At 49.3% G+C, this 25659-nt stretch carries 28 protein-coding genes; 21 read left to right on the forward strand and 7 right to left on the reverse strand.

Annotated elements, in window-relative coordinates; all coding sequences use genetic code 11:
- Positions 1–338: 338 nt before the first annotated feature.
- The gene (locus tag AC2A1E_RS21385; protein ID WP_484385406.1) at positions 339–524 is read left to right on the forward strand and encodes a hypothetical protein; all 186 of its coding nucleotides are present in this window, start codon (positions 339–341) and stop codon (positions 522–524) included.
- A 9-nt stretch (positions 525–533) separates the two neighbouring features.
- Here the strand turns inward: AC2A1E_RS21385 and AC2A1E_RS21390 are convergent, their stop codons facing one another.
- From AC2A1E_RS21390 to AC2A1E_RS21415, 6 genes are all read right to left on the reverse strand, one after another.
- Positions 534–818: a helix-turn-helix domain-containing protein gene (locus AC2A1E_RS21390; RefSeq protein ID WP_484385407.1), complete on the reverse strand. Its 285-nt coding sequence runs from the start codon at positions 816–818 to the stop codon at positions 534–536.
- Positions 808–1128: a type II toxin-antitoxin system RelE/ParE family toxin gene (locus AC2A1E_RS21395; protein WP_484385408.1), complete on the reverse strand. Its 321-nt coding sequence runs from the start codon at positions 1126–1128 to the stop codon at positions 808–810. The genes AC2A1E_RS21390 and AC2A1E_RS21395 overlap by 11 nt, the downstream gene beginning before the upstream one ends.
- Positions 1129–1146: 18 nt before the next feature.
- Complete coding sequence (locus AC2A1E_RS21400) at positions 1147–1374, reverse strand: antirestriction protein ArdR (RefSeq protein ID WP_484385409.1); 228 nt, start codon at positions 1372–1374, stop codon at positions 1147–1149.
- Positions 1375–2264: 890 nt separating this feature from the next.
- Positions 2265–3242 carry a type II toxin-antitoxin system PemK/MazF family toxin gene (locus AC2A1E_RS21405; protein WP_484385410.1) on the reverse strand — a complete coding sequence of 326 codons (978 nt, stop codon included), beginning with the start codon at positions 3240–3242 and terminating at the stop codon, positions 2265–2267.
- A 1118-nt stretch (positions 3243–4360) separates the two neighbouring features.
- Positions 4361–5215: a plasmid replication initiator RepA gene (gene repA / locus AC2A1E_RS21410; RefSeq protein ID WP_484385411.1), complete on the reverse strand. Its 855-nt coding sequence runs from the start codon at positions 5213–5215 to the stop codon at positions 4361–4363.
- 506 nt (positions 5216–5721) lie between these two features.
- Complete coding sequence (locus AC2A1E_RS21415; protein WP_484385412.1) at positions 5722–6063, reverse strand: helix-turn-helix domain-containing protein; 342 nt, start codon at positions 6061–6063, stop codon at positions 5722–5724.
- A gap of 269 nt (positions 6064–6332) precedes the next feature.
- On the opposite strand from AC2A1E_RS21415, the gene AC2A1E_RS21420 reads away from it, so the two are divergent.
- From AC2A1E_RS21420 to AC2A1E_RS21485, 14 genes are all read left to right on the forward strand, one after another.
- Positions 6333–6788, forward strand: coding sequence for a transcription termination/antitermination NusG family protein (locus AC2A1E_RS21420; RefSeq protein WP_484385413.1), 456 nt, complete (start codon positions 6333–6335; stop codon positions 6786–6788).
- A gap of 85 nt (positions 6789–6873) precedes the next feature.
- Positions 6874–7098, forward strand: a complete 225-nt coding sequence (locus tag AC2A1E_RS21425) for a hypothetical protein (RefSeq protein WP_484385414.1) — start codon at positions 6874–6876, stop codon at positions 7096–7098.
- An 18-nt stretch (positions 7099–7116) separates the two neighbouring features.
- Positions 7117–7713: a lytic transglycosylase domain-containing protein gene (locus AC2A1E_RS21430; RefSeq protein WP_484385415.1), complete on the forward strand. Its 597-nt coding sequence runs from the start codon at positions 7117–7119 to the stop codon at positions 7711–7713.
- A gap of 5 nt (positions 7714–7718) precedes the next feature.
- Positions 7719–8012 (forward strand): TrbC/VirB2 family protein, encoded by a 294-nt coding sequence (locus AC2A1E_RS21435; RefSeq protein WP_484385416.1) that lies wholly within the window; start codon positions 7719–7721, stop codon positions 8010–8012.
- A gap of 16 nt (positions 8013–8028) precedes the next feature.
- Entirely contained in the window at positions 8029–10776 is a 2748-nt protein-coding gene (locus AC2A1E_RS21440; RefSeq protein WP_484385417.1) for a VirB4 family type IV secretion/conjugal transfer ATPase, read from the forward strand.
- Between the two features lie 72 nt (positions 10777–10848).
- Complete coding sequence (locus AC2A1E_RS21445; RefSeq protein ID WP_484385418.1) at positions 10849–11562, forward strand: TrbJ/VirB5 family protein; 714 nt, start codon at positions 10849–10851, stop codon at positions 11560–11562.
- A 51-nt stretch (positions 11563–11613) separates the two neighbouring features.
- On the forward strand, positions 11614–11856 hold the full coding sequence (locus AC2A1E_RS21450) for an EexN family lipoprotein (protein ID WP_484385419.1): 243 nt from the start codon (positions 11614–11616) through the stop codon (positions 11854–11856).
- A 6-nt stretch (positions 11857–11862) separates the two neighbouring features.
- Positions 11863–12882, forward strand: a complete 1020-nt coding sequence (locus tag AC2A1E_RS21455; protein ID WP_484385420.1) for a TrbL/VirB6 family protein — start codon at positions 11863–11865, stop codon at positions 12880–12882.
- A gap of 165 nt (positions 12883–13047) precedes the next feature.
- On the forward strand, positions 13048–13731 hold the full coding sequence (locus tag AC2A1E_RS21460) for a VirB8 family type IV secretion system protein (protein WP_484385421.1): 684 nt from the start codon (positions 13048–13050) through the stop codon (positions 13729–13731).
- Positions 13731–14669 (forward strand): P-type conjugative transfer protein VirB9, encoded by a 939-nt coding sequence (gene virB9 / locus AC2A1E_RS21465; protein WP_484385422.1) that lies wholly within the window; start codon positions 13731–13733, stop codon positions 14667–14669. Before AC2A1E_RS21460 ends, virB9 begins: the two co-directional genes overlap by 1 nt.
- A complete protein-coding gene (virB10, locus tag AC2A1E_RS21470) occupies positions 14666–15880 on the forward strand; it encodes a VirB10/TraB/TrbI family type IV secretion system protein (RefSeq protein WP_484385423.1) in 1215 nt (404 codons plus the stop codon). The genes virB9 and virB10 overlap by 4 nt, the downstream gene beginning before the upstream one ends.
- Positions 15881–15930: 50 nt before the next feature.
- Positions 15931–16161, forward strand: coding sequence for a hypothetical protein (locus tag AC2A1E_RS21475; protein WP_484385424.1), 231 nt, complete (start codon positions 15931–15933; stop codon positions 16159–16161).
- A 55-nt stretch (positions 16162–16216) separates the two neighbouring features.
- Positions 16217–17245 carry a P-type DNA transfer ATPase VirB11 gene (virB11, locus tag AC2A1E_RS21480; RefSeq protein WP_484385425.1) on the forward strand — a complete coding sequence of 343 codons (1029 nt, stop codon included), beginning with the start codon at positions 16217–16219 and terminating at the stop codon, positions 17243–17245.
- Complete coding sequence (locus AC2A1E_RS21485; protein WP_484385426.1) at positions 17232–17648, forward strand: cag pathogenicity island Cag12 family protein; 417 nt, start codon at positions 17232–17234, stop codon at positions 17646–17648. The genes virB11 and AC2A1E_RS21485 overlap by 14 nt, the downstream gene beginning before the upstream one ends.
- Positions 17649–17861: 213 nt before the next feature.
- On the opposite strand, the gene AC2A1E_RS21490 is transcribed toward AC2A1E_RS21485, so the two are convergent.
- On the reverse strand, positions 17862–18242 hold the full coding sequence (locus tag AC2A1E_RS21490; RefSeq protein WP_484385427.1) for a hypothetical protein: 381 nt from the start codon (positions 18240–18242) through the stop codon (positions 17862–17864).
- A gap of 434 nt (positions 18243–18676) precedes the next feature.
- On the opposite strand from AC2A1E_RS21490, the gene AC2A1E_RS21495 reads away from it, so the two are divergent.
- The 6 genes from AC2A1E_RS21495 to AC2A1E_RS21520 all read left to right on the forward strand — a co-directional run bounded on the left by AC2A1E_RS21495 (position 18677) and on the right by AC2A1E_RS21520 (position 25419).
- Positions 18677–18982 (forward strand): conjugal transfer protein, encoded by a 306-nt coding sequence (locus tag AC2A1E_RS21495; RefSeq protein ID WP_484385428.1) that lies wholly within the window; start codon positions 18677–18679, stop codon positions 18980–18982.
- 26 nt (positions 18983–19008) lie between these two features.
- Positions 19009–19437 (forward strand): H-NS family histone-like protein, encoded by a 429-nt coding sequence (locus tag AC2A1E_RS21500; protein WP_484385429.1) that lies wholly within the window; start codon positions 19009–19011, stop codon positions 19435–19437.
- Positions 19438–20140: 703 nt separating this feature from the next.
- Complete coding sequence (locus AC2A1E_RS21505; RefSeq protein ID WP_484385430.1) at positions 20141–21925, forward strand: type IV secretory system conjugative DNA transfer family protein; 1785 nt, start codon at positions 20141–20143, stop codon at positions 21923–21925.
- A 7-nt stretch (positions 21926–21932) separates the two neighbouring features.
- Complete coding sequence (gene mobC, locus AC2A1E_RS21510) at positions 21933–22673, forward strand: MobC family replication-relaxation protein (RefSeq protein WP_484385431.1); 741 nt, start codon at positions 21933–21935, stop codon at positions 22671–22673.
- A gap of 27 nt (positions 22674–22700) precedes the next feature.
- Positions 22701–23243, forward strand: coding sequence for a phospholipase D family nuclease (locus tag AC2A1E_RS21515; RefSeq protein WP_484385432.1), 543 nt, complete (start codon positions 22701–22703; stop codon positions 23241–23243).
- A gap of 13 nt (positions 23244–23256) precedes the next feature.
- A complete protein-coding gene (locus AC2A1E_RS21520; protein WP_484385433.1) occupies positions 23257–25419 on the forward strand; it encodes a type IA DNA topoisomerase in 2163 nt (720 codons plus the stop codon).
- Positions 25420–25659: the final 240 nt, after the last annotated feature.

Genomic DNA, 25659 nt, shown 5'->3' on the forward strand with positions numbered 1-25659 from the left:
CGATACAGAGCTTGCAGTACATCTGGACACGTCACCACCAATCGATCGTAATCAAAAGCCAAACGATAAAGCTGAGCGTAGTCATGTTCATATCTAGCCTTGTGTATACAATGCGCTGGATATCGAGTGGCAAGAAGACAGAGGGAATTCGGGTGAAATGGCCTATTCGTACTATTCATATGTCCCTGAAAGTACTCCTGAGCACATTCTATCCCGTAATCGTTGGGTTGTTGGGCAAAGAATTGAAGTAAGCCTTAATGCTTTTGATGAAGAATATGAGCTATGCCCTGGGTGCATGGACGATCCATGCAGATGTGCTGAAATAGATAGAAATGTTCGTGAAGCAGTTGAAAAAGATGATTATCAAGAACGCCGCCGCAGATAATCTTTCACCAAAAAATCGTGAAGAAACCGCCTTCGGGCGGTTTCTTGTTATTTGGGTAGTCTTGGGGAAAAAACCAACCATAAAAAGCTGCGACTGGCACGGCTCCCTGGGGGGAACAGCATCCAAGCTGCCCCCTTAAGGGATCAAATCAGCCCATTACGATTTTTATGCTTGCCCCGCAAGCAGCCGCATATCTTTCAAGAGTTGATACACTCGCTTTGCTGGCATTTTTTTCTAATTTGCTTACGGCTGGTTGGCTAATCCCCATACGTTCAGCAACTTGTGTACTATTGATGCCAGCTTTACGGCGCATATCAGCTAAAAGCTCCTGCAATTCTTCCTCTTTTTTTTCAGCAATATAAGAGGCCATTACATCTGGATTCTTCAAAGCCTTTGCCTTTATTTCAGAGTAAGGAATACCTTTAACCTTCATTTGTTAACTCCTCAAGTCTGTACAATGCTAATTTAATTTCTGCCGGTGGCGTCTTTGGTGTTTTCTTAACGAATGTGCGAAGAATGTATATTTTCTTACCTTTAGCGAAAGCAAAAAAGGTACGGGTAATATCCTTTTTTCCGGCCCTTAATTCAAAAAGCCCATCTTGAATTATATCGGTATGCGGAAAGCGGAGTTGGTTGCCTTGAGCCTCAAGTTTATCAAGCGCGGCAAACGCCTTACCTTGCATAGAGCTATCAAGATCAAGCAGCTCTTGCTCCGCAGCAGGATGGAAAATTAGTTCAAACAAAATAGTCCCTTTTCCATTTTATGGATGTACAACCCAGCACTTCGCACCATCGTAATCATTGCCACCCTCCGCGATGTATACGTTACCAGCCATATCTATAGCGATCGCTCCGGGCCGTTCATCCTGCGCATTACGTAAACAGTTTTTCCAACCGTAAACTTCGCCTTCCCAAATCAATACAACACCTGTATTTGAGTGTTCGGTATTCTGCTTACGCCAGTTCTGTGCAATAGCAACGTAGTTCATCAGCTTATCTCCTTTCCCCAAGCCACAAAGTAAGTATAACCCATGAGTTATTATAACTCATGGGTTATTTATAGCCTATAGGTGATGATTTAGCATCGCTTTGGGGTCTGAAGCCCAACAGTACGGAAACGTACGAACAGGGCGGTCTTTTTGCTGGCATTCCGGGCCGTTGCAGCTCGATGCCTGGTGAGACTTTGCTGGCAGTTTTCCCGACCGGTTGCGGTGGCCAAAAGGGGTTCGAGGGCCAACGGTGCGAAAAACTACGTTAAGCTAATAGACTAAAATATATATATTTATGAGACTACATATTTGAAGCGAAAAAGTGGTTCCAAATATCGATTTTCGGTCATTTTGAGGCTGGATCGTATCAGAATCGATTTCTGAGACCGTTTAGCGTGGTTTTTAACATCACTGGACTTCAAACCCAATCACCAGAGATCTTTATTCACGTCAGGAGTATAAAGGGGTTCTGTGCCGGAACCGCCGAAATTTCCGGCATTACAAATTAGTCGTTTTTTGAGGCATGTTTGGTATGTGCTGACGTGTACGTTTATGGTGCCGTGAATGAGAATTTATCCGTACCAGCTATGTGAGACGTTGTAATCAGTGATTTTCCGCTCCAAACGGCTATTTCTTTGCTGTCCGGTTGACGACGGTCTTACGTACAGGCCGCTGAATGCCAAAATTATGTGTTACGGAAATTTCGGCAGTTCCGGCGTGCAACCCCATGAAAAAAGAATCGACCGACATAGACACAAAAAGGCCACCTAATTAGGTGGCCTTTTGTACTGCAAAACTTTGTGTTCGTCGGCTTGCATCTTTCAGCGTCGCAGGGAGAGTGCCGTCTCTTTACCCCTACCGATGTACTAAGTACATCACTATTCTGACTGCTAGTCAAGCCCCATGTACTCTATAACTTCTTGCTCAACGTCTTCTCTTGTATCATACCCAGATGAAGCTTGGTACAAGCCAGACAATATACGGTATTTATCTCTCAACTCCGCAAGTTCTTCCCGTATTGTTTCAACTTCAGGCCGTAACTCCTCCAACTCAGCTGACTGCAGCTGACCGTTTTGAATTGTTCTATCAAGTTTCTCCTGTAAAGAGTACATACCTACGGCAGCAAGCAACCCCTGATCAAGCGCTTTCATATCGTTACGAGATAACCGTCTACCAAACGATTCATCCCGACGATAAGTTCGATCCCGACCTCTATGATCTCTAGACTCAGGAGGAAGGATGCGGGTAGGAGAGACAGTCTGGATCATTTCACACACGGCAAAGCTACGTTTTCCAGTATCTAACTCTTTGATATATTGTATTGATTCTGTTTCAAGTTCGAAAATCGCACGATTATACTCATGGGCATCAGGCTCTTTGGATGTTACAGGGACAACTGTAACTCCTCTTCTATCAACTTTGACGACCACCGCAGGTCTTCTCTTATGCATTTCCCCTTCTTGGTGATTGCAAGGGTACATTGCACTCTTAGTTAAACCAGTTTGAAAATTTAGAGTTTGATAAATGTGTCCAAACTCAACGATAACGATAGTGCCTTTTTTTACTAACCCAGCCGCATTGCCTATATGTCTTTTGGTCAAAATTTCCGACAGATAGATGTCTTTGCTGACGTCTTTCTCCGTTAACCAAACGCCCCAATGGCCAGGTGCAATTCCCAGAAAGAACTGAACTCGCCAACGTTTACAAACCTCCCCCGAAAATGCTTTCGTAATAAATATTGGGGTGTTCTTATCATTTAAAGGTACAAGAATCTCTTCTATGTTATCAATATGTTCCGTACCCAATATGCGCTCATTGGTTTGATCGTTGGGGTCATATGTCGAGTAACTAATGGAAACAGTGGCCATTTCTATCCCTTTGTCCGCCAATGACGAATAAAAATATCACTTATAGGGGTTGTATGCCGGAACCCCAGAAAATTCCGTCACCAAAGCTAAAAACTGCCTGATTTGTATGACGTTGAATAAATAACGGGTTATGTGACAAATTTTAACGTCAAAATCGGCGTTTTGTTATAGTCACTCAACCGGTCGTTTGTGTGACAACCCACGCCGTTACTGTGCGCTGAAAAATCTTAGGTTCCGGCGTGGAACCCCAATATAATCTCCTGGTTTCATCTTCATCGAGTTTATCCAATCCCATACAGCAATTGCTTCTTGGCTCATATTTTCCTCCTTATTGGGGTTGTAAACGGCAAGCAAGCTCAAAAACGCACTTAACGTACGTTTCCGTACGGTTAGCCCTAGAACCCCTTATCGTACTCATGATTGACTCTCTAGTTGAGTAGTAAATGCGTCACATACTTAAGCTTCGCTTCCACTAGGCCAACTTATGCCCGTGAGGGTATGAAAGGCAATCCACTATTCTGAAATAATTTCCCACTGCTGATTTGCCGACGCCCGTCCGTTAGGACGGTACGATCCTTAAAAGATCCACAATCCTCCCCCTTCCTGCTAGACCGGTCTTTTAGCTTATTTTTAACAACGGAGTAGATAAGGGCGAAAAGCGCCTTTTCGCTGTAGTACTTCCCGTTGGCGCTATGCCTCCGGCTTTAGTCGGAGGTGCTACCTAAAGTTATTTGGGAGCGAAGCGCCTATTCCGAACCGGCGCGGCCTTTTGGCCGCTGCAAGGGCGGTCATTATTAGGCTGTCCACAGGACAGTCTACGAATAGGTTTTCTTTTTAAAAGAAAGATTTTTTAGGTCTTTAAAAGACTACTCGCATCTATTGGTGTAAACGATTTGTGTTTAATGACATGAACCCCTTGCACTTAAGTGTGGATAACAAGGTTTCTATAAGTGCCGACCGATAAAAGTCGTGTTCGGAAGTGGTAGTCGTGCCTTACAGGTAGATTTTTCAGTGTCGCCAACGCACAGAATCGCCTAAGGACGGTTATTTATTACACAATAACAAGCTGGATACATGCGAAAACCTCCGGGAGTACCGGAAAAGATAGAAAGTGCGGATTAAGTGGCTATTCGGGTGTGATGTCCCCTCGCGAGGATCATCCTTCTGTTTACCCTTCGTGAGACTTCGGCCATTACAGCGTCTTTATCAGCAGGGAACCGGCGCTCTGCAATTTCTCTAGTCAGTTCACGTTTTACCAACGTCACGATTTCACTGCGCTGGCGTTCTGCGTCACGTCGCGCTCTGGCTCGTTCGTGACCGTGCTGTTTACGCTTCATATGGTAGTCATAGAAGCGTTCACGACGTGACTTCATGGCTGCTAACATCAGCTCGTCTACCGAAAGTTTAGAAAGCCCCTGTCTGGCTCTCTGCTTGTTCTTCCAGGACACGCGAGATTCACGCGCAGCATCCACGGCTTGAGGGGAAATATCGAGTGCATCGAAGAAGGCCGGTGTTAGGGAAATATCCGTAGGGAAATGGCACCCAAGCGCACCGCAATACTCCGTTTCATAGGTGACAAGACCAAGTAAGGCGAGGAATTGCAGCGCTCGCGTAGCGCGAGTGATGGACAAATTACCGGATGCTGACTCAGTGGCGAGTGAGCACTCGATGGCCATCGTGGTGATCGTCGCGTTTACGTGGTTCTCCAGTGGGTCATAATGGAAGCAAATCGCCTGTAATAACGCCTCTAGTGCCTGCTTGCGGCAGGGTGGCGGCATACGGCGACGTTTACCAGATGAACGGGCAAATGAAACGAACATAGCAAAAGCGAAACGCGCGGTGAAACCATCTACGGCTTTCATCAACTTAAGGTTAAAAGGCAACGTCCGTTTGTCTTCTGAAACTGAAAACTTCGGATGAGGGTTCTTGAGCCGATAGGGATGTTGTGGAGCGAGAGTTAGATTCTCAGACACACCCGCCGACACTTATGGCGGTGTAAAATGGTTGTGTTAGGTTACGCATTTGCTATAATCCTTTTCAGGCACCGCGCCTGCTTTACGACCCCCTGAATATCTGACTCTTCCGCCAAGTTGATGACAGATTTCAGGGGGTTTTTGCATTCAGGAATGCTGCTTTACGCACTGCACCCTATACCTAGACGCTATTACCGGGAACGTCCCACCCATACAAATTCTTGTGAACGCATGTAAACTACCACGTCATGGCTAAACGATCAATTCCCCTACCGAAAGATCCCTCAAGGATCACATCTAATTTACCTAATTAATTCATAAAGATATTGAGTCTCGTCATTAATAATATTGTGAATATCAACAGGTGTTTTTTCTTGCATCTGTAGATCAGAGTGAACGCATTTCTTTGTTAATTCAGCGGAAATTCCGTGTCCTCACTTTGATTTTTCACTACTCGCTACGGCTTCGCTCCGCCTCAATCAAAGGCTACGGCAAGCGGTACCGACTTATTCAATAGCTTTTTTAAGGCATTTGGAAAGCTCATCAACCAGTACCATCGCAGCCGTCAACGAACTGTAATATGGGTTAAAGTCGGGGTTAGTTCGATTTCTATAGAGTTCTAGGATGGTCTCCGCAAACTCATCGTCAACGGTATAAAAATAGCTTTCTGGGTAATCCAAAAGCTTAGCCACCCGAACAATAAAATCAAAAGGGGGTGCAAAACGACCGGCTTCATAGTTAGAAATTATTGATCGGCTACCTACACTTTCTATTTCAACAAGTTGCGCTAATTTTTCTTGTGAAAAACCAGCTGATTTTCGAGCATGCTTCAATCTTTTTGGCACCATGACAACCACCTTTTTTGTTGTTCATTCTATCGATTGAGTCCCACCTCGATGATTTGTTAAAAACAACAAATAGATTTATAGTTTGATTTAAAAAACATTAATGCTATTATCCCTAATGTTCTTTAGGTTGATACATCAAACTGTCTGTACATACAAACAACACTGTGTTTATATACAGTTAATATGTCATGTTTATGAGTACGTCCATTCTAGTCTCCGCCAAGCTAGGACGGCGGAAAATGGGGGCTTGTGCCCGCAAGGATGAGAACATGAATCAATGGTACTTACTTTATTGCAAAGTGCAGGATGTTGATAAAATATGCAATCGTTCCAAAGAGTTAGGTGTTGAGGTTTTCTGTCCAAAATACGTTAAAGTTTACCGACGAACGGACTGCAATGCAGTTCGAGCTGACGAAAAAATCCTGTTTCCGAACTATTTATTCCTCTTTTTTGATATTAACAAAACGCATACATCAACCATCACATCAATCCCTGGAGCCATCGGTTTCGTTCGCTTTGGTGCCGACCTTTGCCTTATTCCGCAAGAAGTCATCACCACAATAGAATGCGCCCGATTGGTAGCACTCAATAAAGATGAGGATGCTATTGATTGCCGCAACATCTCCCCGACATTACTGTTAAAAATTCAGGGCATATCACGCATAAGGTCTATTGCACAACGGCAAGTTGCCTTAACTCATTTGCTGCAATCATCTGATCATTAAGTAAAACAAGACCACGACCTTTCATACACAACCGGCACAGCAGGCCACCGTCTGCTGTGCCTTTTTAATAGGAGTAGCCATACCTATGCCGAAAAAAAAGTTGGGCGAGCCAACGAGTACGGCAGTGATTTACATCGGTCAGCAGCGTTATCAACTGTTAGCAAAGTATTCTCGTGAAATCAGTTATTTATCTAACACTGATATCAAAACAACCACATTTCTTCACTACTTGATTGATGAGTTTATTCAAGAAGGCCATGCCTCTCTGCTGGAACAGTTACAGAAGGCTCCCCCCACAGAAGAGGAATAAGCCTTCTTAGGAGGAAACATGATTTCATCCGCCGTTCTTCTCGCTCTATCCATGCAGTGTGCTCCGACCGTTCACCCCGACACCTCCCACGATGTTGCCCGTATTGAAAGTGGTTTTAACCCGTATGCGATCGGCGTGGTTGGGCAAAAAGAAGGAATATTCCCCAACAATAAAGAAGAGGCACTGGCGCACGTTAAACGTCTACGCGCCGAGGGTAAAAACTTTTCCGTGGGATTGATGCAAATCAATCAGGCCAATTTTATCCAGTACGGCGTAGATGCGGCTGCACTGTTCACCCCCTGCACCAATCTGTCTGTCTTTGAAAAAATCCTCACCGATTGCTACCAACGAGGAAAAACCCTGAAACGGGCATTGAGTTGCTATTACTCCGGCAATTTTGTGACCGGGCAGAAGAAAGAAGCCGCCTTCGGCGCAACCAGCTACATCGAACGGGCGGGGTACACCCCCGCTTCCCGCTATGTCGTCCCCAGCACGAAAGAAGATAAAGCCGCTAATAAGGAGAGCGCGGCACCGAGTTCTAAACCTAAACCCCGAATTGTGTACCCGTCGCAGCTCGTGCGGGGCGAATTCGTTTTAACCACTCATGGAGAATAATAAACATGTCATTGCTGAAAAAATTCAAATCCCTGCTGTCTCGTCCGTTCGCAGCGGTGCCTTTACTGGCGTTAGCGACTCCCGCGCTGGCTGATGGCTTCACCAAGGCCAACGAACTGATGGCGAAAATTTCCCTCGGCCTGCACGGGGTGGCGGCGATCACCATCACCGTGGCCGTGGTGTGGGTGGGCTACAAGGTGTTGTGGAACGGTCAATCACTCAAAGACTGCGGCAATATCATCATCGGCGCGATTTTGATTATTTCCGGTGCTGAGTTTGCGAATTTATTCGTTGCTTAACGTCGAGGATTAAAGAATGGCGACCATCTTTAAAGCACTGACCCGGCCCGCCATGATTCTAGGGGTGCCCGTCACCCCGTTGGTGTTGGTTGTGGGGGTGATTGCCGTGGCGGCAGTGTATCTCACCAAGCTGCTGTTTCTGTTTATTCCGGTGGCGTGGTTTGTCATGCGATTGCTGGCACGCCGCGACGCGCACATTTTCGGTTTGTTGAACTTGAAAAGGCAAACGCGGGGCAACGGCACCACCAATACCCATTTCGAATCCACCGCGTTTTTAGCGGACGATTACGGGCGGGTTGATATCACGGAGTTTAATAACGCTATGCGGCTAAATGAAAGAGCGACGTTAACCGATAAAATTCCGTATTCATCGCATGTTCATGAATACATTATCAAAGGAAAGAACAGTGACCTGATGGCTTCCTGGGAGGTGGGGGGGAATGCCTTTGAGTTTGAAACGGAGGAACAGAAAGAGGTGAGGTCAGCCCAGCTCAACACGCTGATTAAATCCTTTGAAGGGCAACCGGTGACGTTCTATGTCCACAATATCCGCGAGGCGTATCACGACAGCCTGCCGTTTGCATCAAACAACGCGTTTGCCGATGCCGTGGCAGCGCGTTACAACGCCGGGTTGGAAAACGCCCCCTTCCACCAAAACCGGCTGTTCCTGACGGTGTGCCTGATGCCGCCGCCGTCGTTGGACAAGGCGGAGCGCAAGGGCATGAACGCCGGGCAAAAACAGCGTTCACTGGATGGGGCCATCAAACAGATGCAGGAAATCCGCGCCACCGTCGGGACGGCGCTGTCACGGTATCAGGCGGTAGCGCTGGGGACGGTGGAAGAGGGCGAGGCGGTGTTCTCATCACAACTCAGCTTCTACCATTTCCTGCTCACCGGCAAATGGCAAAAAATCCGCGTCACCCGTACCCCGTTCTATGAATTGCTGGGGACGGCTGACCTCTTTTTCAGTGGGGAGTCAGGGCAGCGAAATACCCGCCACGGCACGGATTTTATTCGCTCACTGGAAATCAAGGACTACGCGCCGGAAAGCGCCACGGGCCTGCTGGATGTGCTGTTGTATGTTCCCTGCACCTATGTGCTGACACAATCCTATACCTGTCTGGCAAAGGATGAATCTCAATCGCTGATCAAAACCGCCACCAAACGGCTGATGAGTGCCGAAGATGATGCGGTTTCACAACAAATCGACCTTAAAGTGGCGCGGGACTTGCTCCAGTCGGGACATATTGCCTTCGGGAACTACCATTTCTCACTGATTGTCTCGGCCCCCACCCTTGACGCCCTGGTGAAAGACACCAACGTGATCGCCAACGGGTTAAGTCAGGCGGGGATACTGTCCACGCTGTCGTCACTGTCCTTGGCTGCGGCCTATTTTGCCCAACTGCCGGGGGTGTACACCCTGCGGCCCCGACTGGTGCCGCTCAGCAGCCAGAACTTTGTGGAACTGGCCTCGTTCCACAACTTCTATTCGGGCAAGCGGGATCAGGTGCCGTGGGGGGAATCGCTGGCCTTGTTGAAAACCCCGAACGGGCGCGGGTATTACCTTAATCTGCATAACACGCTCTTGGGAAAGGATGATTTCAACGAAAAGAACGCCGGTAATACCTTTATTCTCGGCACGATAGGCTCAGGCAAAACGATGTTGATGTGCATGTTGGCCTGCATGTTGCAAAAGTACCGCAATCACAGCACGTTTTCCCCCCACGACAAATCGAAGCGCATGACCACGGTCTTTCTCGATAAAGACCGGGGGGCGGAGCTGAATATTCGTGCGTTAGGGGGGCGGTATTACCGGGTGAAAAGCGGTGAGCCGACAGGCTGGAACCCGTTTAGCCTCAAGCCGACCAAGCGCAATATCACGTTCATCAAGAAGTTGATGAAGTTGTTGTGTACCCGCAGCGGTAACGTGTTAAATCCGAGAGAGGAAGCCATGTTAAGCCGTGCGGTGGATACGGTCATGAAGGAGTTTGACCCCAGCGGTCGTGTTTACGGTGTCTCGCGGCTGCTGGAAAACATCACGGAAGCCCCGACACGCGACGCGCAAGAGAACGGCTTGGTGATCCGCCTGTCACAGTGGGCGCAGGGGGGCGAGTTTGGTTGGGTGTTTGACAACGAAACGGACACCTTCAATATCGGTGATATTGACACGTTCGGCATCGATGGCACCGAGTTTCTGGACGACCCCGATGTGTGTGTCCCTATCTCGTTTTACCTGCTGTATCGCATTACCAGCCTGCTGGATGGTCGTCGTCTGGTGCTGTTCATTGACGAGTGTTGGAAGTGGCTGGACGACCCCGAGTTTAAAAAGCTGATGCACAATCTGCTCAAGACCATTCGAAAACTGAATGGGATCGTGGTGCCAGCCACGCAATCACCGAAGGAGTTTCTCACCAGTTCGATTTCCGCCTCGATAGTGGAACAGTGCGGGACGCAGATATTTCTGCCTAACCCGATGGCAGACAGCAAAGATTACATCGACGGGTTGAAAGTCCCGCCAGTGGTGTTTGATGTCATCAAACGGCTTGATCCGCTGTCACGCCAGTTTGTCATTATCAAAAGTGCCTTGCACAAAGGCGATATTCAGCGGTTTGCCGCGCTCGTCACCCTCGACCTGTCGGGTTTGGGGCGCTACACCAAAATCCTGAGCGCCGACGCGCCCAATCTGGAAATTTTTGACAGCCTGTTTACCGAAGGCATGACCCCGCAAGACTGGATTGAGCCGTTTCTCGCCAAGGCGCTTTAACTGACTTACTCGTTAATTAAATCACTCTTTCATTCATTCACTTAAATACTCATCCGAGTAGAGGATTTTCTCATGCTGAAAAAAAGGCTGGCCCTGTTGTTGTCCCTCACCTTGTTGGGGGCAAACGCCCCCGTGTTTGCTGCCGGTATTCTGGTGTTTGATGCAACAGCGCAGTTGGAGAATGCGCATCAATGGGCTCAAGAACTTAAAGAGTGGGAGGACACAGCCAAACATTTCAACTCGCAGATTGACGCTTACAAAGCGCAGTTAGCCACCGCCACGGGGTTACGTGACATTGGCGGTTTTGTGGATCAGGCCAAGGGGTTGACGTCTGACCTGAAAAACCTGCAAAAAAACGGCCTGTCGCTAAATAGCGTGCTGAACTCCGGCGCACTGAGCGGCGAACTGGACAGCATTTACAGTAAGTATTCGATGTTTGACACCTGTAATGACAGCAAATCGGCATCCTATGTCGAAACCTGTAAACAAACCGTGGTGAACAAGGCGGTGGCGCTGGAAGACAGTGAGGTTGTGCAGAAGAAAATCAGTACCACCCTGGATGATGTCAGTAACCTCTCCTACCGGATTGAGAACGCCAAAGACTCCAAAGAAGCGCAGGATTTAGCGAACACGTTATCGTTAAAAACGGTGCAACTGAACGCGCTGACGGCGCAGTGGGAAATGAACGTTAAACAGGCAGAGATGCGTGATAATCTGTTGAAAGATAAACAACAGAAGGCGTTCCGCCAGCGTCAATCGGAAGCTCCTGTTCCTACCTTCAATTAAGTGCGTTAGGCGCAGTCTGACCTGCGCCTACCATTAACAGGAATTTTACCCATGAAAAAAATCATTGTATTGGCACTGGTCGCATCTTCGGTGTTGTTGGCTGGCTGTAAAGAAGAAGCTAAATCGGAACGTTGGTACAAAGAACATCCAAAAGAAACCTACCAAGTTTACAAAAAATGCCTAGAGACAGGAGAGCATAGTGATAACTGTCAAAATGCCAGAAGGGGAGCCATTACATTTTCTCAGTTGGGTGATGATGAAACCAAAGCCTTATTTAAACCCTTGATGAGGTAATCGTTCATGTCGGGATTTTTTGTTAAATTCAATACCACGATCATGAGTGCCATTCAAAAACTGGGTGACACCTATCAGGCGCAATATGCCAGCGGCATCATGAGCCTGATGGTGGGAAGCGTAACCCTCTACATAATGTGGGTGGGGTATTCCACGCTAGCAGGGAAACGACAAACTCCCGTCCCGGATTTGGTGTGGGACTTGGCGCGATTTGCCATGATCACCGCGTTTATCAGCAATGCAGGGGGGTATTTAACGGCTACTACAGATGCCTTACAGGGGTTAAAAGATGGCTTTACCGGAGGTACGTCCGTGTGGGCTACGTTAGATCAACTGTGGGAAAGCACCCAAAAACTTGGGGATTTAGTTTATTCAAAAGATGATTCTTCATACGTTAAAGCCGAAGGGGGGATCGGGTTGCTGTTGGTGTGGGCTGGCTCAATTGCGTTAATGTTTATGTCAGCGTTGGTATTTTTAACCGCTGATTTGACCATGACCTTTATGTTTATCACCGCACCGATATTCATTTTCTGTCTGATGTTTGGTTTCCTGCGTTCAATGTTCAATAACTGGCTCCAGTTGATTTTCTCCAGCATTCTGACCGTGCTGTTTGCCTCGTTGGTTATTCGGCTTGCCATCGATTTTCAAGCAGACATAACGACGCAGGTTAGTTCACAAGTGGGTGATAATAACATCGTTACAATGGGGGCTATGGGCGGCGCTGCGGGTTTGCTCTCGGCAATGTTAGTCGCTATTGCCGCAGGATTCGCGCAAAAACTGGCGGGTGCCGGTGCTGAGGGTACAGTGCAAGGCTTGGCGATGGCGGGGGTCATGAAGGCTAAACCCGCTGGTAAAGCCGCTGCCAAGGGAACGGGTAAGGCCGCAGGAGCCACAAGTGATTTAGCCGCCAAGGGCGGTGAGGCGGCCTACAGCGCGATGAATAGTCCCGCGAAAATCAGGGCCAAGGCCGCTGTCGAAGCCATGAAAACCTACTCCGCCAATCAGAGTAAGATAGTCAGTAAATAAGTAGTCCTCTCCCTTTCTTTTCAAAAATCCAATAAGGCTTATCGATGAAACTCACCTGCATCTTTCTGATGTTGTGTGCGCTCACGGGTTGCGCACGTAAAAGCCCGTTGCCGCCGGATATTTCCGGCTCACTCGAACCTATTAATTCCGCCGAGGTAATAAGCAATGTCTCCAACAAAACAAATTATTAATGCCTCGAAGACCTTTGAGGAAAAACTATTAACCCGCGACGCCCGAGATAAAAAAGTGGGCTTTTTCATCGGTGGGGTCGGGCTGCTGATTGGTGTATTAGGTTTGACGGCGGTGTTAATGCTGTTGCCGTTAAAACACACCGAGCTGGAGCTGTATACCGTGGATAACACCACGGGCCGTATTGAGAAGATCACCCACGTCAAAGAAGAAGATATGTTTTCTCAGGTGGCGATGGCGAAAGCCTTTGCCGCCAATTACATGAAATTGCGTGAGAGTTACAACTATTTCTCGCTGCAACGGGATTACGACACCGTTCCGCTGTTTGGATCGGATGAAGTCAATGCCGACTATCTGGCCTTTTTTAACAGTAAAAACTCTCCAGATACCGTGTATCAGAAAGCGGCCTACGTGGTGGAAATTGAGGTGATTTCTAACGTGGTCAGTGAAGCGACCGCACCAGATAAACTTGCTCAAATCCGCTTTAAAAAGACCATTCGCCGGGTCGCTGATGGCAGTCGAAAGGTGGAGTTTTGGAACGCCCGGGTGACGTTCCGGTACGTGCCGGAAAAATCCCTGACCGAAGCGCAGCGGGAAGCCAACCCGTTAGGCTTTACCGTGACCAGTTATCAACGCGATAAAGAAATCAGGGGGGAGTGATGAGAGCGACTCTAGTAGCTATATTTTTTTGGTTCTTGGCGGTGTTGCTTGGCGTGGTGGCGGTGGCCTCCTTTAGCTCTAAAGCCTCTGCGGCTGCAACGCCACAGGGCAGCGCCTTTGACAGCCGGATGCAGCAGGTGAGTTACAACGCGCAGAACGCCACGGTGATCAACGCCCGCGCCGGTTACGTCTCGACGTTGGTGTTTTCGGACGATGAGGCGGTGATCAGCACCCAAGTAGGCTTTGTTAAGGGCTGGTCGGTCACCAGTGAGGCCAACCGCGTCTATATCCGCCCCGCCCCCATAGCTCAGCCCAGCGTTGACAGTGAAGGGAAAGAGATCCAGGAGGTCTTTAACCCGACCGCGAAGGACTGGAAAACCAACCTGTTCGTGACGACCACCAAGCATTTCTACAGCCTGGAACTGTCGGTGCTGGACGGCGAGGACATGCCGAAAAATCTGGCGTTCGTGGTTACCTACCGCTACCCGGATGAAGTGAGGAAAAAGGCGGAGCAAGCCCAGACGGCGCGGGAAAAGGAATGGGAAGACCGGCAGTCAAAAACCCGCATTGAGCAGGCGCTTAAAAACGGGCAAACCCCGCGCAATTGGGACTATGCCATGCGAGTTGAGAAAAGCAGCCGCATGATCACGCCAGACCTTGCCTATGACGACGGACGGTTCACTTATCTGGGTTTTTCGCCGCTGAAAAAATTCCCCAGCGTGTTCCTGTATGAGAACGGCGTTGAGCAGATAGCGAACTTCGCCGTCGAGCAACGGGGCAACTTCAAGGTGATGGTCATTCAGCATGTCACGCCAACGCTGGTCTTGCGTTACGGAAAGGCCGTGGTGGGGGTGGTCAATCAGGGGTATGGCAAGGTGACGGTCGCGGCGGGCAACACCGTATCGCCCGCTGTAGAACGCGTGGAGGTGAAACCATGACAGTGGAAAAAGAAACCGGCGCTCTCGTTGACGCCACGGGCCTAGACCGTGAGCCTACGGTCGCAGAACTGGAAGCGTTAGCGCGTGAGAAACTCAATGCTGAACAGGCCAAAGAAGCCCCGGACAGCGACACCAAGGCCGGGACGCCGGAGGTCAACAAACTCAAACCGCGTCGTCAAAATCGCCTGCTGTTCGTCATGATAGCAGGCTTGGTGGGGTTGATTTTTGTCGCTTGGATGGGAGATTGGGTGTATCGCAACTTTTTGAAAACGGCCCCCGACACGCCCGAAACGGCCAGCATCAGCAGTAGCAGTAACGCGCCTGCAACACGGCGTAGCGGCATGGGGGCCGACGTGGAGCCTTTTGTGGCTGACACGTCAGACACGACGGGTTCACCGGATACGGGCAACGGCAACACCGCCCCCCTTGCCCCTCCCGCGCCGCTGTCCTTTAACAAAACCCGCGCCCTGGTGAGTGAGGGCGCATCCACTGCGCCCGCGCAAAGCGCGACGCTCTCCCGTGTGAACGAACGGGCCGTTAACACCGGTGGGACAGCGCCCACACCGGCAGCGGCACCCGAAGCCTCCGGCGCGGTGAAAGGGGGCGTGACTCGGATCACCTTCGACCCTGATTTGTATGTCGCTGAAAACACCTACATCCCCTGTACGATGCAAACCCGATTTGTGTCGGACGTGGCGGGGCGTATCAGTTGCAACATTTCAGAGGATGTTTACAGCGCCAACGGGCATACCTTGCTGATAGAGAAGGGGACGAAAGCCAAAGGGGTCTACAAGACCGGCACGTTGAAAGCCGGTCAAAGCCGGATGTTTATCATCTGGACAGAGCTGCGTACCCCTGATGCCAAGAAAATCACTTTGGTCGATACGCAGGTGGTCGGGCAACTGGGCGAGGCCGGTATTGATGGCTGGATTGATACGCACTTCTGGGAACGTTTCGGCAACGCGCTGTTACTCAGTACGGTGCAGGACGTGGCAGCGGCGGCAGCAGGGAACGCCCCCGGCAAAGACCGTAACACTGACTACACGGAGAACACCCGCGCAGCGACCGCAGAAATGGCGAAAATGGCACTGGAAAACAGCATCAATATTCCGCCAACCATCTACAAGAATCAGGGGGATATCATCGGGATGTTGGTCGGGGAAGATATTGATTTTTCCGGTATCTACGCCCTGAGAATGAAACAAGGGTAAACGCCATTACGGTGTTTATCTTTGCCAGCAATTTAAGCACTGGCGCCCGAGTGCCTGGTAAGACTTTGCTGGCAAATATTCCGACCGGCGGCGCTGGCCAACTTTTTTTTGCTGGCAATCGCATCACCGGCTGCGCGCTGAAGGTCAATAGATTGCTGGCATTCCGGGCGTACCAGGACGCGCCGGTCGGGTCTTTTTGCTGGCATTCCGAACTGTTGCAGCTCGATGCCTGGTCAGACTTTGCTGGCACCCCCAATATGGCAGAAACCTTACCCCAATAAATTCATTTTCCTATCTAGGGTGCAGTGGCGTCTGTCACTGTCCCAAGGAGGCCCATTGCACGCTAAAAACCTGTCTCTAAATCATTTTAAAAAGAAACTGTTTGGTGATTTTCTGGCACTGGATGGCCTGACTGAAATTGCGGTCAACCGCCCTGACGAAGTGTTCACCAAAATTAACGGACAGTGGCAAAAACACGGCCACGCGATTTCTTTGCAACAATGCACCGCGTTCAGTACGGCGCTGGCGAACTACAACAAAGACCATGTGGAAGATATTAGCCCGGTGCTGTCAGCGACGCTGGAGTCTGGCGAACGCTGCCAGATTGTCATGCCCCCGGCCTGTCAGCGCGATACGGTGTCTATCACCATTCGCAAGCCGTCCAACCTCCAGATACCGCACCAGTCTTACATTGATAGCGGATTTTACAGCCGGGTGATGGGGTCTGAATCGCTAGAAGGGCATGATGCGGAATTATTGCGCCTGTACCATGAAAACAACGTGCCGCTTTTCATGGAAAAATGTGTGGAGTACGGGAAAACCGTGATTTTTGTCGGTGAAACCGGCTCCGGCAAAACCACGTATATGAAAACGCTGATCGGTTATATCCCGCTGCACCTGCGGATTGTGACCATCGAAGACAACCCGGAAATCCACTTCTATCAACATGAAAACTACGTGCATCTGTTTTATCCGTCAGAGGGGGGAGAAAAGGCCATCGTCACTCCAGCCAGTCTGCTAAGGGCCAACTTCCGCATGAACCCTGACCGTATCTTGCTGACCGAGGTGCGCGGGGCGGAAGCCTGGGATGCACTGAAAATCATTGGTTCGGGCCATGAGGGGTTAATCACTTCATTGCACGCGGGAACACCGGCAGAAGCTATCAATGGTTTTGTTGAACGCTGCTATCAGAATCCCGAGTGCAGCCAACTGCCCTACAGCGTCCTGCTGCGCAAGGTGTTGAACAGCGTGGATGTGATCGCCAGCATTGACGTGAACGGTAACGTGCGGCGCATGGGGGAATTGTATTTTAAACCGATCCACCGTCAAAAATTCTTGGAGGACTTTAAAAATGAAACCTTTTAACCTGCGGTCGGTGCTGTTCGTCCTGACGGTGGCCCTGAGCGGGTGTTCTTCTTCGCCCCCGGAGCCGGTGGCCGTAAAATGGGATGATCCTACCGCCGTCGTTAATAGCACGTTGCCAGAGTGGCAGGAAAATAATGTTGTGGTTCCTTCTCCGGGCGTTGCGGGGAACTGGTCGAAACGGATCACGGATTTTCAGGGTGATCGCGGCAGTTACGGCCCTGATTTCTATTATGCCGTGGCGCATTCGACCCGGATTGTGTTAGCCAGCAACAGCAGCGCGGCATGGTTTGACGCCAAAGATTGGTTACGGGCCCACGGCGCAACCGCCCCCATTGAGTTTAATCGTCAATTGGCCTGTTTAACCTGCAACACGGTTGACGTTTATCTGTCTCGCTCCCACTAGGCTAACCAACTGCGACAGTAATTTAATGGAGTTTCAACATATGGACGGAAGACCTGTTCTTTTTTCGTCACGGGGTCGGATGCGATGCGCGGGACCACTAAGTAGTGGTGTCCGCCTGCTGGCTAAGTTCAAATTTTCATTAGTGGAATTAAGGCCGCTTTGGAAATATCCCCACAGCGGCCTCTTTGACATAACGCTATTATGAACGCCAATTTATAAAGATTTTGTTGTTACCATTTTTTCAGTGGCAATATCACTCATAATAAAACCTGAGTCACGTAACCACTTTTGTAAGGTGTTCACATCTTCAAATAAAGCAGCAATACCACTCGGATTGGATAAGTAGTCTGCTAGACGCTTCTCTGTAACAGCACGTGGACCTGAATATTCATCTTCTATACTAGGGTTAGGATTTACAAAACTAAATTTTCCGCTAACAACATCTTTTTGTATGCATGCACTCTCGTTAATTTCACATATGTATTCATTTATAGCATTTAGCGCTTCAAAATGAATTGCGTAAGGGAAGTTTTTCATATAATGGCTTCTGATTATTCCATAAATTTCTTTGAGGCTAAGTATTTCATTCTTCACTATTCACTCCTTAATTTCGTCAGAATGGACTGCTGATTTTCCCTCAAAAGCACTTGTTTTTTCATTTAAAAACCTCAAGTGATATTGAGTTAATATCTTACCATAAGTAAAAATATGACGTGCAAAGCCACCAAAGCAGATATTTGAGCTTAGCCAGCAGGCGGACACTTCTACTTAGCCTTGACAAGCGCGGTGCGCCAAATGCCCTTTATGTTAAATGGCGGAGTTTGCTATTGAAAACAGCCCACTCAAGACCGAAGACACCGCTACACGGTAAAACCTAAGCACTCGCCCCGGCAAACCACCCTTTTTACCCCTGAAAGTTAATGACAGTTTTTGGCCTTGCCGAGCCAATTTTTAACATTTCATTTTTTGGCATCAAACAGGCCATCAACGGCCTGAAACTCTCACTTTTCTAACCCAAAGGTAAACCCATGAAAAAAACCTTCCTCGGGGCGGCGTTGCTCTGCCTCACCTTCACCCTTACTGCGCCGGTATTTGCGGCTGATGCGTGTGACGTTGTTGTTTGCATGTACGGAAAAATGACCGGCGGTGACGGCGGCGAAAGCTGCAAGTCTGCCGAACGTGATTTTTTTAGTCTCAATGCGTTTAAAAAGAAAGGTCGCTTTGACGCCACCAAAACGGCGGATATGCGCCGGGCGTTATTAAACGGATGCAGCGGTGCTGACCCGGTGGAAATCAGCAAAATCATCGCGAAGTTCGGACAGATCCGCGGTTAACTCAACACAACCTGAGAGATTATTAAATGGCAGGTCATTACACCGAGATTAAACGCGTACTCTCGAGTACGCGAACGATTAACGCCTTTGTACGTGATACCGATTACGGTTTTTTAGTGGAGGCGCTTGAGAAACTCGGCGCGGCACTGGCAGAACGTAAAATCGATTTTGAACGAGAGCAGGAGGCATTGAGGGAGCAGGAGAAGAAGAAAAAAGAATTGCTGGCGTTTATTGCAAGTGAGGGCTTCACGCTGGCAGAACTGACCGGACATGAAACAGCAAACATTAAAAAGCCTCGCACCCGACAAAAACCCAAGTATACGTTTGAAGAGAACGGCGAAATGAAGATGTGGTCGGGGGCAGGGAAAAAACCGAAGGCGATTGAAGCAGCATTAGCCGCCGGTCAATCGCTGGAAGATTTCCTGATTAAAGAACCCTCATCAACGCAAGACTAAGATTGTCTTTGGTTTTAGTCTTTTGACTTTAGGCTTTAAAATTCAATCCCCAAGGATTGTTAATTTTAAAGTGGCATCGAAGCCAGGAAATTCAATACCGAAGGGATTGTTAATTTCCGTAGCCTGAGAGCCATCGACGATACTTTTTATTGAGCCACCCCCAGGGGCGATATAAAAATGAGTCGGCAGGGGGGAGCCTAATTAATTTGCCGCCCCAGCGAGCAAAAGCCCACCCCAGTGGGCGGTTAATTTGGGGGGAGAATCCCCGGGCAGTTCGTCAAGGCTAGAGAGCATTTTCTGAGGAACGAAGAAAAGACGAACGACGCTTGACCACCTCCATAATGAGTAGTGATTTCCGCTAGTTTTGACCAAAGGGAAAAAATAGAGGGAAAAATCACTTCATTAGGGGGGTGGTCAAGCGTAGCGCGGACGAACTGCCCCTGTATTTGACCTTGGGGGTTTTGACTCGACGTTCAGGAGAGGCATTACCCCCTAGAGACATGCAGTAAGGGCGTCCAGCCCGCACGGAGTGGCGATTGCCGTTGATTGGGGTAACTGCAAGTTATCCCAATTTGAGCGCGTAGCGGTCACAATACCTTGAATCAAATCCCCTGAATTTTCGGCCCCTGCTCTCGACCCCTATATGTGACCGAGGATAGGGGCCGAGGCATGGGGCCGAGACAACCCAACCGAGTGTACATATATGAGCAATCAAGCGATGCAGAAGCTGGCGGCAATAGGTGATAACGCTATAGCGTTCTTCACCTATTTGCAGTCGCACCAATTACTCTTGTCATTATTGGCAGGGTTAACACTGCCCTTTATTTTCTTCCTGACCAAAGACGAACACCAGAAAGCCCCAATATGGCAACGGTGTATTATTATTTTTTCGTTTATCTGTTTATTGTTTGGCACACTCTCCCCGTTGAGCTTTGCTGTTGTCCATTATTTTTATGAAGGGAAGGCGGGGTTTAACACCTCCCCTATTTTATGGATGGCCCTTGTCATTTTTACGGCAGTCGGGATTGTTTTTCACTATGTTGCTCGGCGATTGTTGACGCCAGAGTTGGACAAGCTGAAACACAAGCTGATTAAAAAATCCAGTTTGGAACGTAATGTAAGAACAGACGTTCGCAACGTAAAATCGCTGTTGCCAAAAACGGAAAATTACAATCCGTCTGATTACATTGACCTCAAAAAAGGGATTTTTATTGGACTCGATGAACATCATCAGCCGATGTACATTCCTATTTCAGATTGGCAAAAACAACATGCTGCCATTATCGGCACCACGGGAGCGGGTAAAGGTGTTGCAACAGGTTTGCTTTTGACACAAAGCATTATGGCGGGCGAAGGTGTTTTTGTATTAGACCCTAAAAATGATGAATGGGCACCTCACCTATTCCGCAAAGCCTGCGAGGATGCGGGTAAACCATTCGCACTCATCAACCTGAATGACCCTGAATATCAACTTAATTTAATTTCAGGCATGACGGCAGATCAACTCGAAGAGTTGTTTATTGCCGGATTCAGCTTGGCAGAAAAAGGCGAGTCAGCGGATTTTTATCGCATAGATGATCGCCGTGCTGCGCGTGCAGTCGCCCAACTTATAACAGGTAATCCAGCGTCTACAATACGCGACCTCTTTAATAGCGAGTATGTACAAAGCATCAGCGAAACCATTAAAGGCTTCTTTGGTAAAATTGAAGAACTCGCTTTATTAAATGCCATCAATGCCGTTGATGGTTTCGACCTCAAAAAGATTTTTGATGAGGGCGGGTGCTGCTACATCATTGGTTCTTTGCGTAACAGCAAAGTCATCATGACCCAGCGCATGATTTTAGTCCGTCTGTTGCAGATTGCAGAAACGCGTGATCGCATCAATAGCACACCTCGACCGATTGCGATTTTCCTTGATGAATTGAAATATCATCTATCTCGCCCGGCACTTGAAGGGTTAGGCGCGTCGCGTGATAAAGGGGTGCATATTTCAATGGCATTTCAGGCGATCGATGATTTGCGTGATTGCCCTGCTGATTTGAATGGTGATGCCGTAGTCGGTGCCGTGGTGGAAAACGCCAAATTTAAACTGGTGTATCGATTAATGAACCCAGAAACGGCGGCGTGGGTTGCCAAAATGTCGGGGACTATTTTGGTGGATGATGAAAGTCGTACAGCAAAAACCAGTGCCGTTCTAACGGAGACAATTGATGATAAGCGAACTATTCGCCAAGCAGATCGCTTTTATATTGATGAAAACATGCTGTTGAATCTGCCGGATTTTGTCAGTTACGTTTTCACCACGTCTCATTTGCCCCGTGCTGCATTAATTTCTCCGATTAAAGTCAAAAAACAAGCATTAGTGATCTACTCGGCCCCCGTGGGAAAACAAAAGAAAATACATAAGGATTTGGATTTTGTTGAAGTGCCCTCCACGCCCTCTACTGTGAAGACCGTAGAATCCGAAGAAAAGTCTCCTTTATTCTGAGGTAATTTTGACAAGTTTAATTACTGACCCGATATCACGAAAGAATCGTGAGAAAGAAAAAATATTCACCTTACTGATGTTCCTGAAAGAAGAAACTTACAGTGACCGTCCGACCTTAATGTTTTTATTCGGTTTCAAAGAGAAAAGAGTCTTGTATCGCCTGTTGAATAAAGTCACTGAAATGGGGTTGATCCAAAAGTATGTTTTTGAATCAAGGGCCGGGAATATATCGTTATGGGGAATAACTAACGATGGCCTGTCGGTCGTATTCAAACCGGAAGACAGTGTGTTTCCTCCCCGTTTTGAGCCAACAAAATTAAAAGGGTGGATGCTCGATCACCACCTGGATAATCAGACGATCCGCCTTGCGCTGGAACAGCAAGGCGCTACCGGATGGATTAACGGCGACCGCAACAATTTTTTAAATAAGTTCAATGTGAAACATCGTCCTGATGGGCTGATTACGTTGCCGAACGGGCAGAAGGTCGCTATTGAAACCGAACGCAGTTTGAAAACAAAAGCACGGTATCAGCAAATAATGGCCAGCCATTTACTGGCCCGAACGGATGAACTGTGGTTCTCCGTTTTTTATGTCCTGCCTGATACACAGAAAAAAATCTCACTGATGAAGATTTTTGAAAGTATCAAGTTCGTGATTATCAATTCAAAACCTATCGAGCTAGAAGCTCGGCACCGTAACATTTTCCAGTTTTTCACACTTGATGAATTAAAAGAACTCTCGTTTTAAACCCCCTTCACTCACCCGAGGTTAATTATGCGGCAATTTTTGATTGTCCCGTTCGCCTGCTCGTTACTGTTGCCGGTCTTTTCTCCGGCTGTTTTAGCCGTTGACATTGTTACGGGCTTTTCGCCCGGTGGCACAGCCCAAACGGTGATACTCGATGCCCTGCACGATGCCAAACACACCATTGATCTCGCGGCGTACAGTTTCACCAGTAAGCCAGTGAGTCTGGCGCTACGGGCAGCGCAACAGCGCGGTGTTACGGTGCGCGTTCTGGCGGATGAGAAAGCCAACAGCACCCAATACACCGCCGTCACATTTCTCGCCAATCAGGGCGTGCCGGTACGGCTTAACCGGCGTTACACCATCATGCACAACAAATTTGCGGTGATAGACAACCGGTCTGTTCAAACCGGTTCGTTTAACTACTCGGCAGCGGCGGATAAAAGCAACGCCGAAAACGTGATTTACCTGCGCGACAGTCCGGCAACGGCAGCAAAGTACACCCAGGAATTTAATCGTCTGTGGGCCGAAGGCTATCAACTGGACAGCCGCTATCCGGCTAATAAAAAGTAAGGGAGATTTTAACATGAGATTATTTATTGCTGAAAAACCGGCGCTGGCAAAAGTCATCGCCGAGGCGTTGGGCGCAGGCGTGCGCAAAGACGGGTACATTCAATGCGGCGGTGACGCCGTAACGTGGTGTGTCGGTCATATTCTCGAACTGTCTCCCCCGGAGGCCCATAATCCAGCGTATGCGAAATGGAATGCCGCAGACCTGCCGCTAAAACTGCGCCCCGCGCAATACCAGCCGAAAGAAAATACCGCCGCGCAATTCAAAGTAGTGCAACAGCTTATCGGTCAGGCCACCGAAATCGTCCATGCGGGTGATCCTGACGACGAAGGCCAACTCCTGGTTGATGAAGTGCTAACGTTCTGTAGTAACAGCAAGCCAGTGAAGCGGGTACTGATTAATGACCTCAACACCGCTGCCGCGAAAAAGGCGCTGGCGAACCTGCGCGATAACCGCGAGTTTTTGGGCCTGTCACAAAAAGCGCTGGCCCGGAGCATTGGCGATCAGTTGTACGGTTTCAACATGACCCGCGCCTATACACTGGCCGCCCAGAAAAAAGGCGTACAAGGCGTGTTATCTGTGGGCCGGGTGCAAACCCCCATTCTCGGCCTCATCGTCAACCGCTTTAATGCGTTCAACAATCACAGCACCGCGTTTTTCTACAGCCTGAGCGCCAACATTGACGTGATCGGACACCGAATTACCCCGCGTTATCAGGTGCCAGAGGGCGCACCGGTAGACGACAAAGGCCGATTGATTGATGAAACCGTAGCCAATGACGTTGCCGCCGCCTGCAAGGGACAACCGGCGACCGTTACCGCCAGCCAGACCGAGGAAAAGAGCACGCCCGCCCCGCTGCCGTTCTCACTGCTCGACTTGCAAGCGCACATGAGCAAAAAACACGGCCTGTCAGCACAACAAACGCTGGATGTGACGCAATCCCTGCGTGAGAACCACAAAGCCATCACTTACAACCGTTCAGACTGCAACTATCTGACCAGTGACCAGTTTGGGGACGCTGCCGCCACGCTGGACGCGCTTTCTACGGCGTTGCCGGGGTTGGCGGAACATCTGGGCGAGGCTAACCCCGCGCAAAGAGGCCGGGCATTTGACGACAAGAAAGTGTCGGCGCATACCGCCATCATCCCGACCACCACAGCCCCGAACGTCGCCAGTATGACGACGGAAGAACGTCAGGTGTATCAGGCGATTGCCGCGCAATATCTGGCGCAATTCCTGCCAGAAAAACGCTACCTTGCTGCCAGTGCAACGTTTGCCGTCAACAGTCATGTGTTTGTCGCTAAAGCGACCAAAACCACGCAGGACGGCTGGACAGTCCTCCTGTCCGGGGCGGAGGACAATGAGGCCGAAACGGAGGACGACGCCGAAACGACCCCGTTTGCGGCGCTGTCAGCCCTGAGCACGACCGACTCCGGGCTGTGTGAGTCGGTCACGGTGAGCAAAGAAAAAACCAAACCGTTACCGCTGTATACCGAAGCCACGTTGTTAAAAGATTTGCAGCGTGTCGCCAAATACGTCAAAGACCCGAAGATCCGCCAGTTGCTTAAAGACCGTGACGCCGGTAAAACCGGAGAGCACGGGGGGATCGGGACACCGGCGACCCGCGCCAGTATGCTGGAAACGTTGCAAAAACGGGGGTTCTACACCGTCGAGAAGAAAAAGCTGATCCCGACCGAACTCGGGTTGAGTTTTATCGCCAGCCTGCCGGAAATAGCGACCGCCCCCGATATGACGGCACTTTGGCACGAACAACAGCAAATGATTCAGCAAGGCAGTCTTAGCGTCGATGAGTTCCTGGACGCACTGGAGGACTTTATCGCCGGTCAGGTCGGTAATGTGGATTTGAGCGGCATGGCCGATGGCGTACCCCAAACGCAAAGCAGCCAGCTAGCACGGTTAACGGCTGTATGTCCGAAATGCAACGGGGCCGTGGTGATCTCTACCAAGGCTTACGCCTGTAGTGGGTGTGACCTGAAGGTGTGGGGCGAAGTTGCCAGCAAGAAACTGACCTTACCGCAGGTAGAAACCTTGTTCAGCAAAGGAAAAACCGCCCTGTTGAAAGGCTTCAAAAGCAAGGCGGGAAAGTCCTTTGATGCAAAGTTAGTGCTGGACACCGCTACCGGCAAGGTGAGCTTTGAGTTTGAGTCCAAGAAGTAGCCCCCAACTGGCGGCATCATGCCGCCACATCCCTGATGTGTGGTTTTGCCAGCAATCGCATCACCGGCTGCTGGCGGACGGTGATGCGATTGCTGGCATTTCACTGTTCAGATCCAGGCTCCGGGGCAAGATTTTGCTGGCAATGGGCCTATTACCCTCCCGCATTGACCACATACCCACAATCGAACCCTTTTCGCTTGTTCCGCTCAAAGGGCGCTCCCGTTCGCGGGGGTGGCTGGT

Source organism: Serratia sp. HNCC26DJ206, from assembly GCF_057180605.1.

Bases quoted from the DNA above. Each gene is read 5' to 3' on its own strand.
- AC2A1E_RS21495 (WP_484385428.1), top strand. From the start codon at position 18,677: ATGAAAAAAACCTTCCTCGGGGCGGCGTTGCTCTGCCTCACCTTCACC.
- virB10 (WP_484385423.1), top strand. From the start codon at position 14,666: ATGACAGTGGAAAAAGAAACCGGCGCTCTCGTTGACGCCACGGGCCTA.
- AC2A1E_RS21425 (WP_484385414.1), top strand. From the start codon at position 6,874: ATGCCGAAAAAAAAGTTGGGCGAGCCAACGAGTACGGCAGTGATTTAC.
- AC2A1E_RS21500 (WP_484385429.1), top strand. From the start codon at position 19,009: ATGGCAGGTCATTACACCGAGATTAAACGCGTACTCTCGAGTACGCGA.
- AC2A1E_RS21400 (WP_484385409.1), bottom strand. From the start codon at position 1,374: ATGAACTACGTTGCTATTGCACAGAACTGGCGTAAGCAGAATACCGAA.
- AC2A1E_RS21390 (WP_484385407.1), bottom strand. From the start codon at position 818: ATGAAGGTTAAAGGTATTCCTTACTCTGAAATAAAGGCAAAGGCTTTG.
- AC2A1E_RS21420 (WP_484385413.1), top strand. From the start codon at position 6,333: ATGAATCAATGGTACTTACTTTATTGCAAAGTGCAGGATGTTGATAAA.
- AC2A1E_RS21505 (WP_484385430.1), top strand. From the start codon at position 20,141: ATGAGCAATCAAGCGATGCAGAAGCTGGCGGCAATAGGTGATAACGCT.
- AC2A1E_RS21430 (WP_484385415.1), top strand. From the start codon at position 7,117: ATGATTTCATCCGCCGTTCTTCTCGCTCTATCCATGCAGTGTGCTCCG.
- AC2A1E_RS21450 (WP_484385419.1), top strand. From the start codon at position 11,614: ATGAAAAAAATCATTGTATTGGCACTGGTCGCATCTTCGGTGTTGTTG.
- AC2A1E_RS21435 (WP_484385416.1), top strand. From the start codon at position 7,719: ATGTCATTGCTGAAAAAATTCAAATCCCTGCTGTCTCGTCCGTTCGCA.
- AC2A1E_RS21460 (WP_484385421.1), top strand. From the start codon at position 13,048: ATGTCTCCAACAAAACAAATTATTAATGCCTCGAAGACCTTTGAGGAA.
- AC2A1E_RS21440 (WP_484385417.1), top strand. From the start codon at position 8,029: ATGGCGACCATCTTTAAAGCACTGACCCGGCCCGCCATGATTCTAGGG.
- AC2A1E_RS21520 (WP_484385433.1), top strand. From the start codon at position 23,257: ATGAGATTATTTATTGCTGAAAAACCGGCGCTGGCAAAAGTCATCGCC.
- AC2A1E_RS21405 (WP_484385410.1), bottom strand. From the start codon at position 3,242: ATGGCCACTGTTTCCATTAGTTACTCGACATATGACCCCAACGATCAA.
- AC2A1E_RS21515 (WP_484385432.1), top strand. From the start codon at position 22,701: ATGCGGCAATTTTTGATTGTCCCGTTCGCCTGCTCGTTACTGTTGCCG.
- virB9 (WP_484385422.1), top strand. From the start codon at position 13,731: ATGAGAGCGACTCTAGTAGCTATATTTTTTTGGTTCTTGGCGGTGTTG.
- AC2A1E_RS21455 (WP_484385420.1), top strand. From the start codon at position 11,863: ATGTCGGGATTTTTTGTTAAATTCAATACCACGATCATGAGTGCCATT.
- AC2A1E_RS21485 (WP_484385426.1), top strand. From the start codon at position 17,232: ATGAAACCTTTTAACCTGCGGTCGGTGCTGTTCGTCCTGACGGTGGCC.
- AC2A1E_RS21445 (WP_484385418.1), top strand. From the start codon at position 10,849: ATGCTGAAAAAAAGGCTGGCCCTGTTGTTGTCCCTCACCTTGTTGGGG.
- AC2A1E_RS21415 (WP_484385412.1), bottom strand. From the start codon at position 6,063: ATGGTGCCAAAAAGATTGAAGCATGCTCGAAAATCAGCTGGTTTTTCA.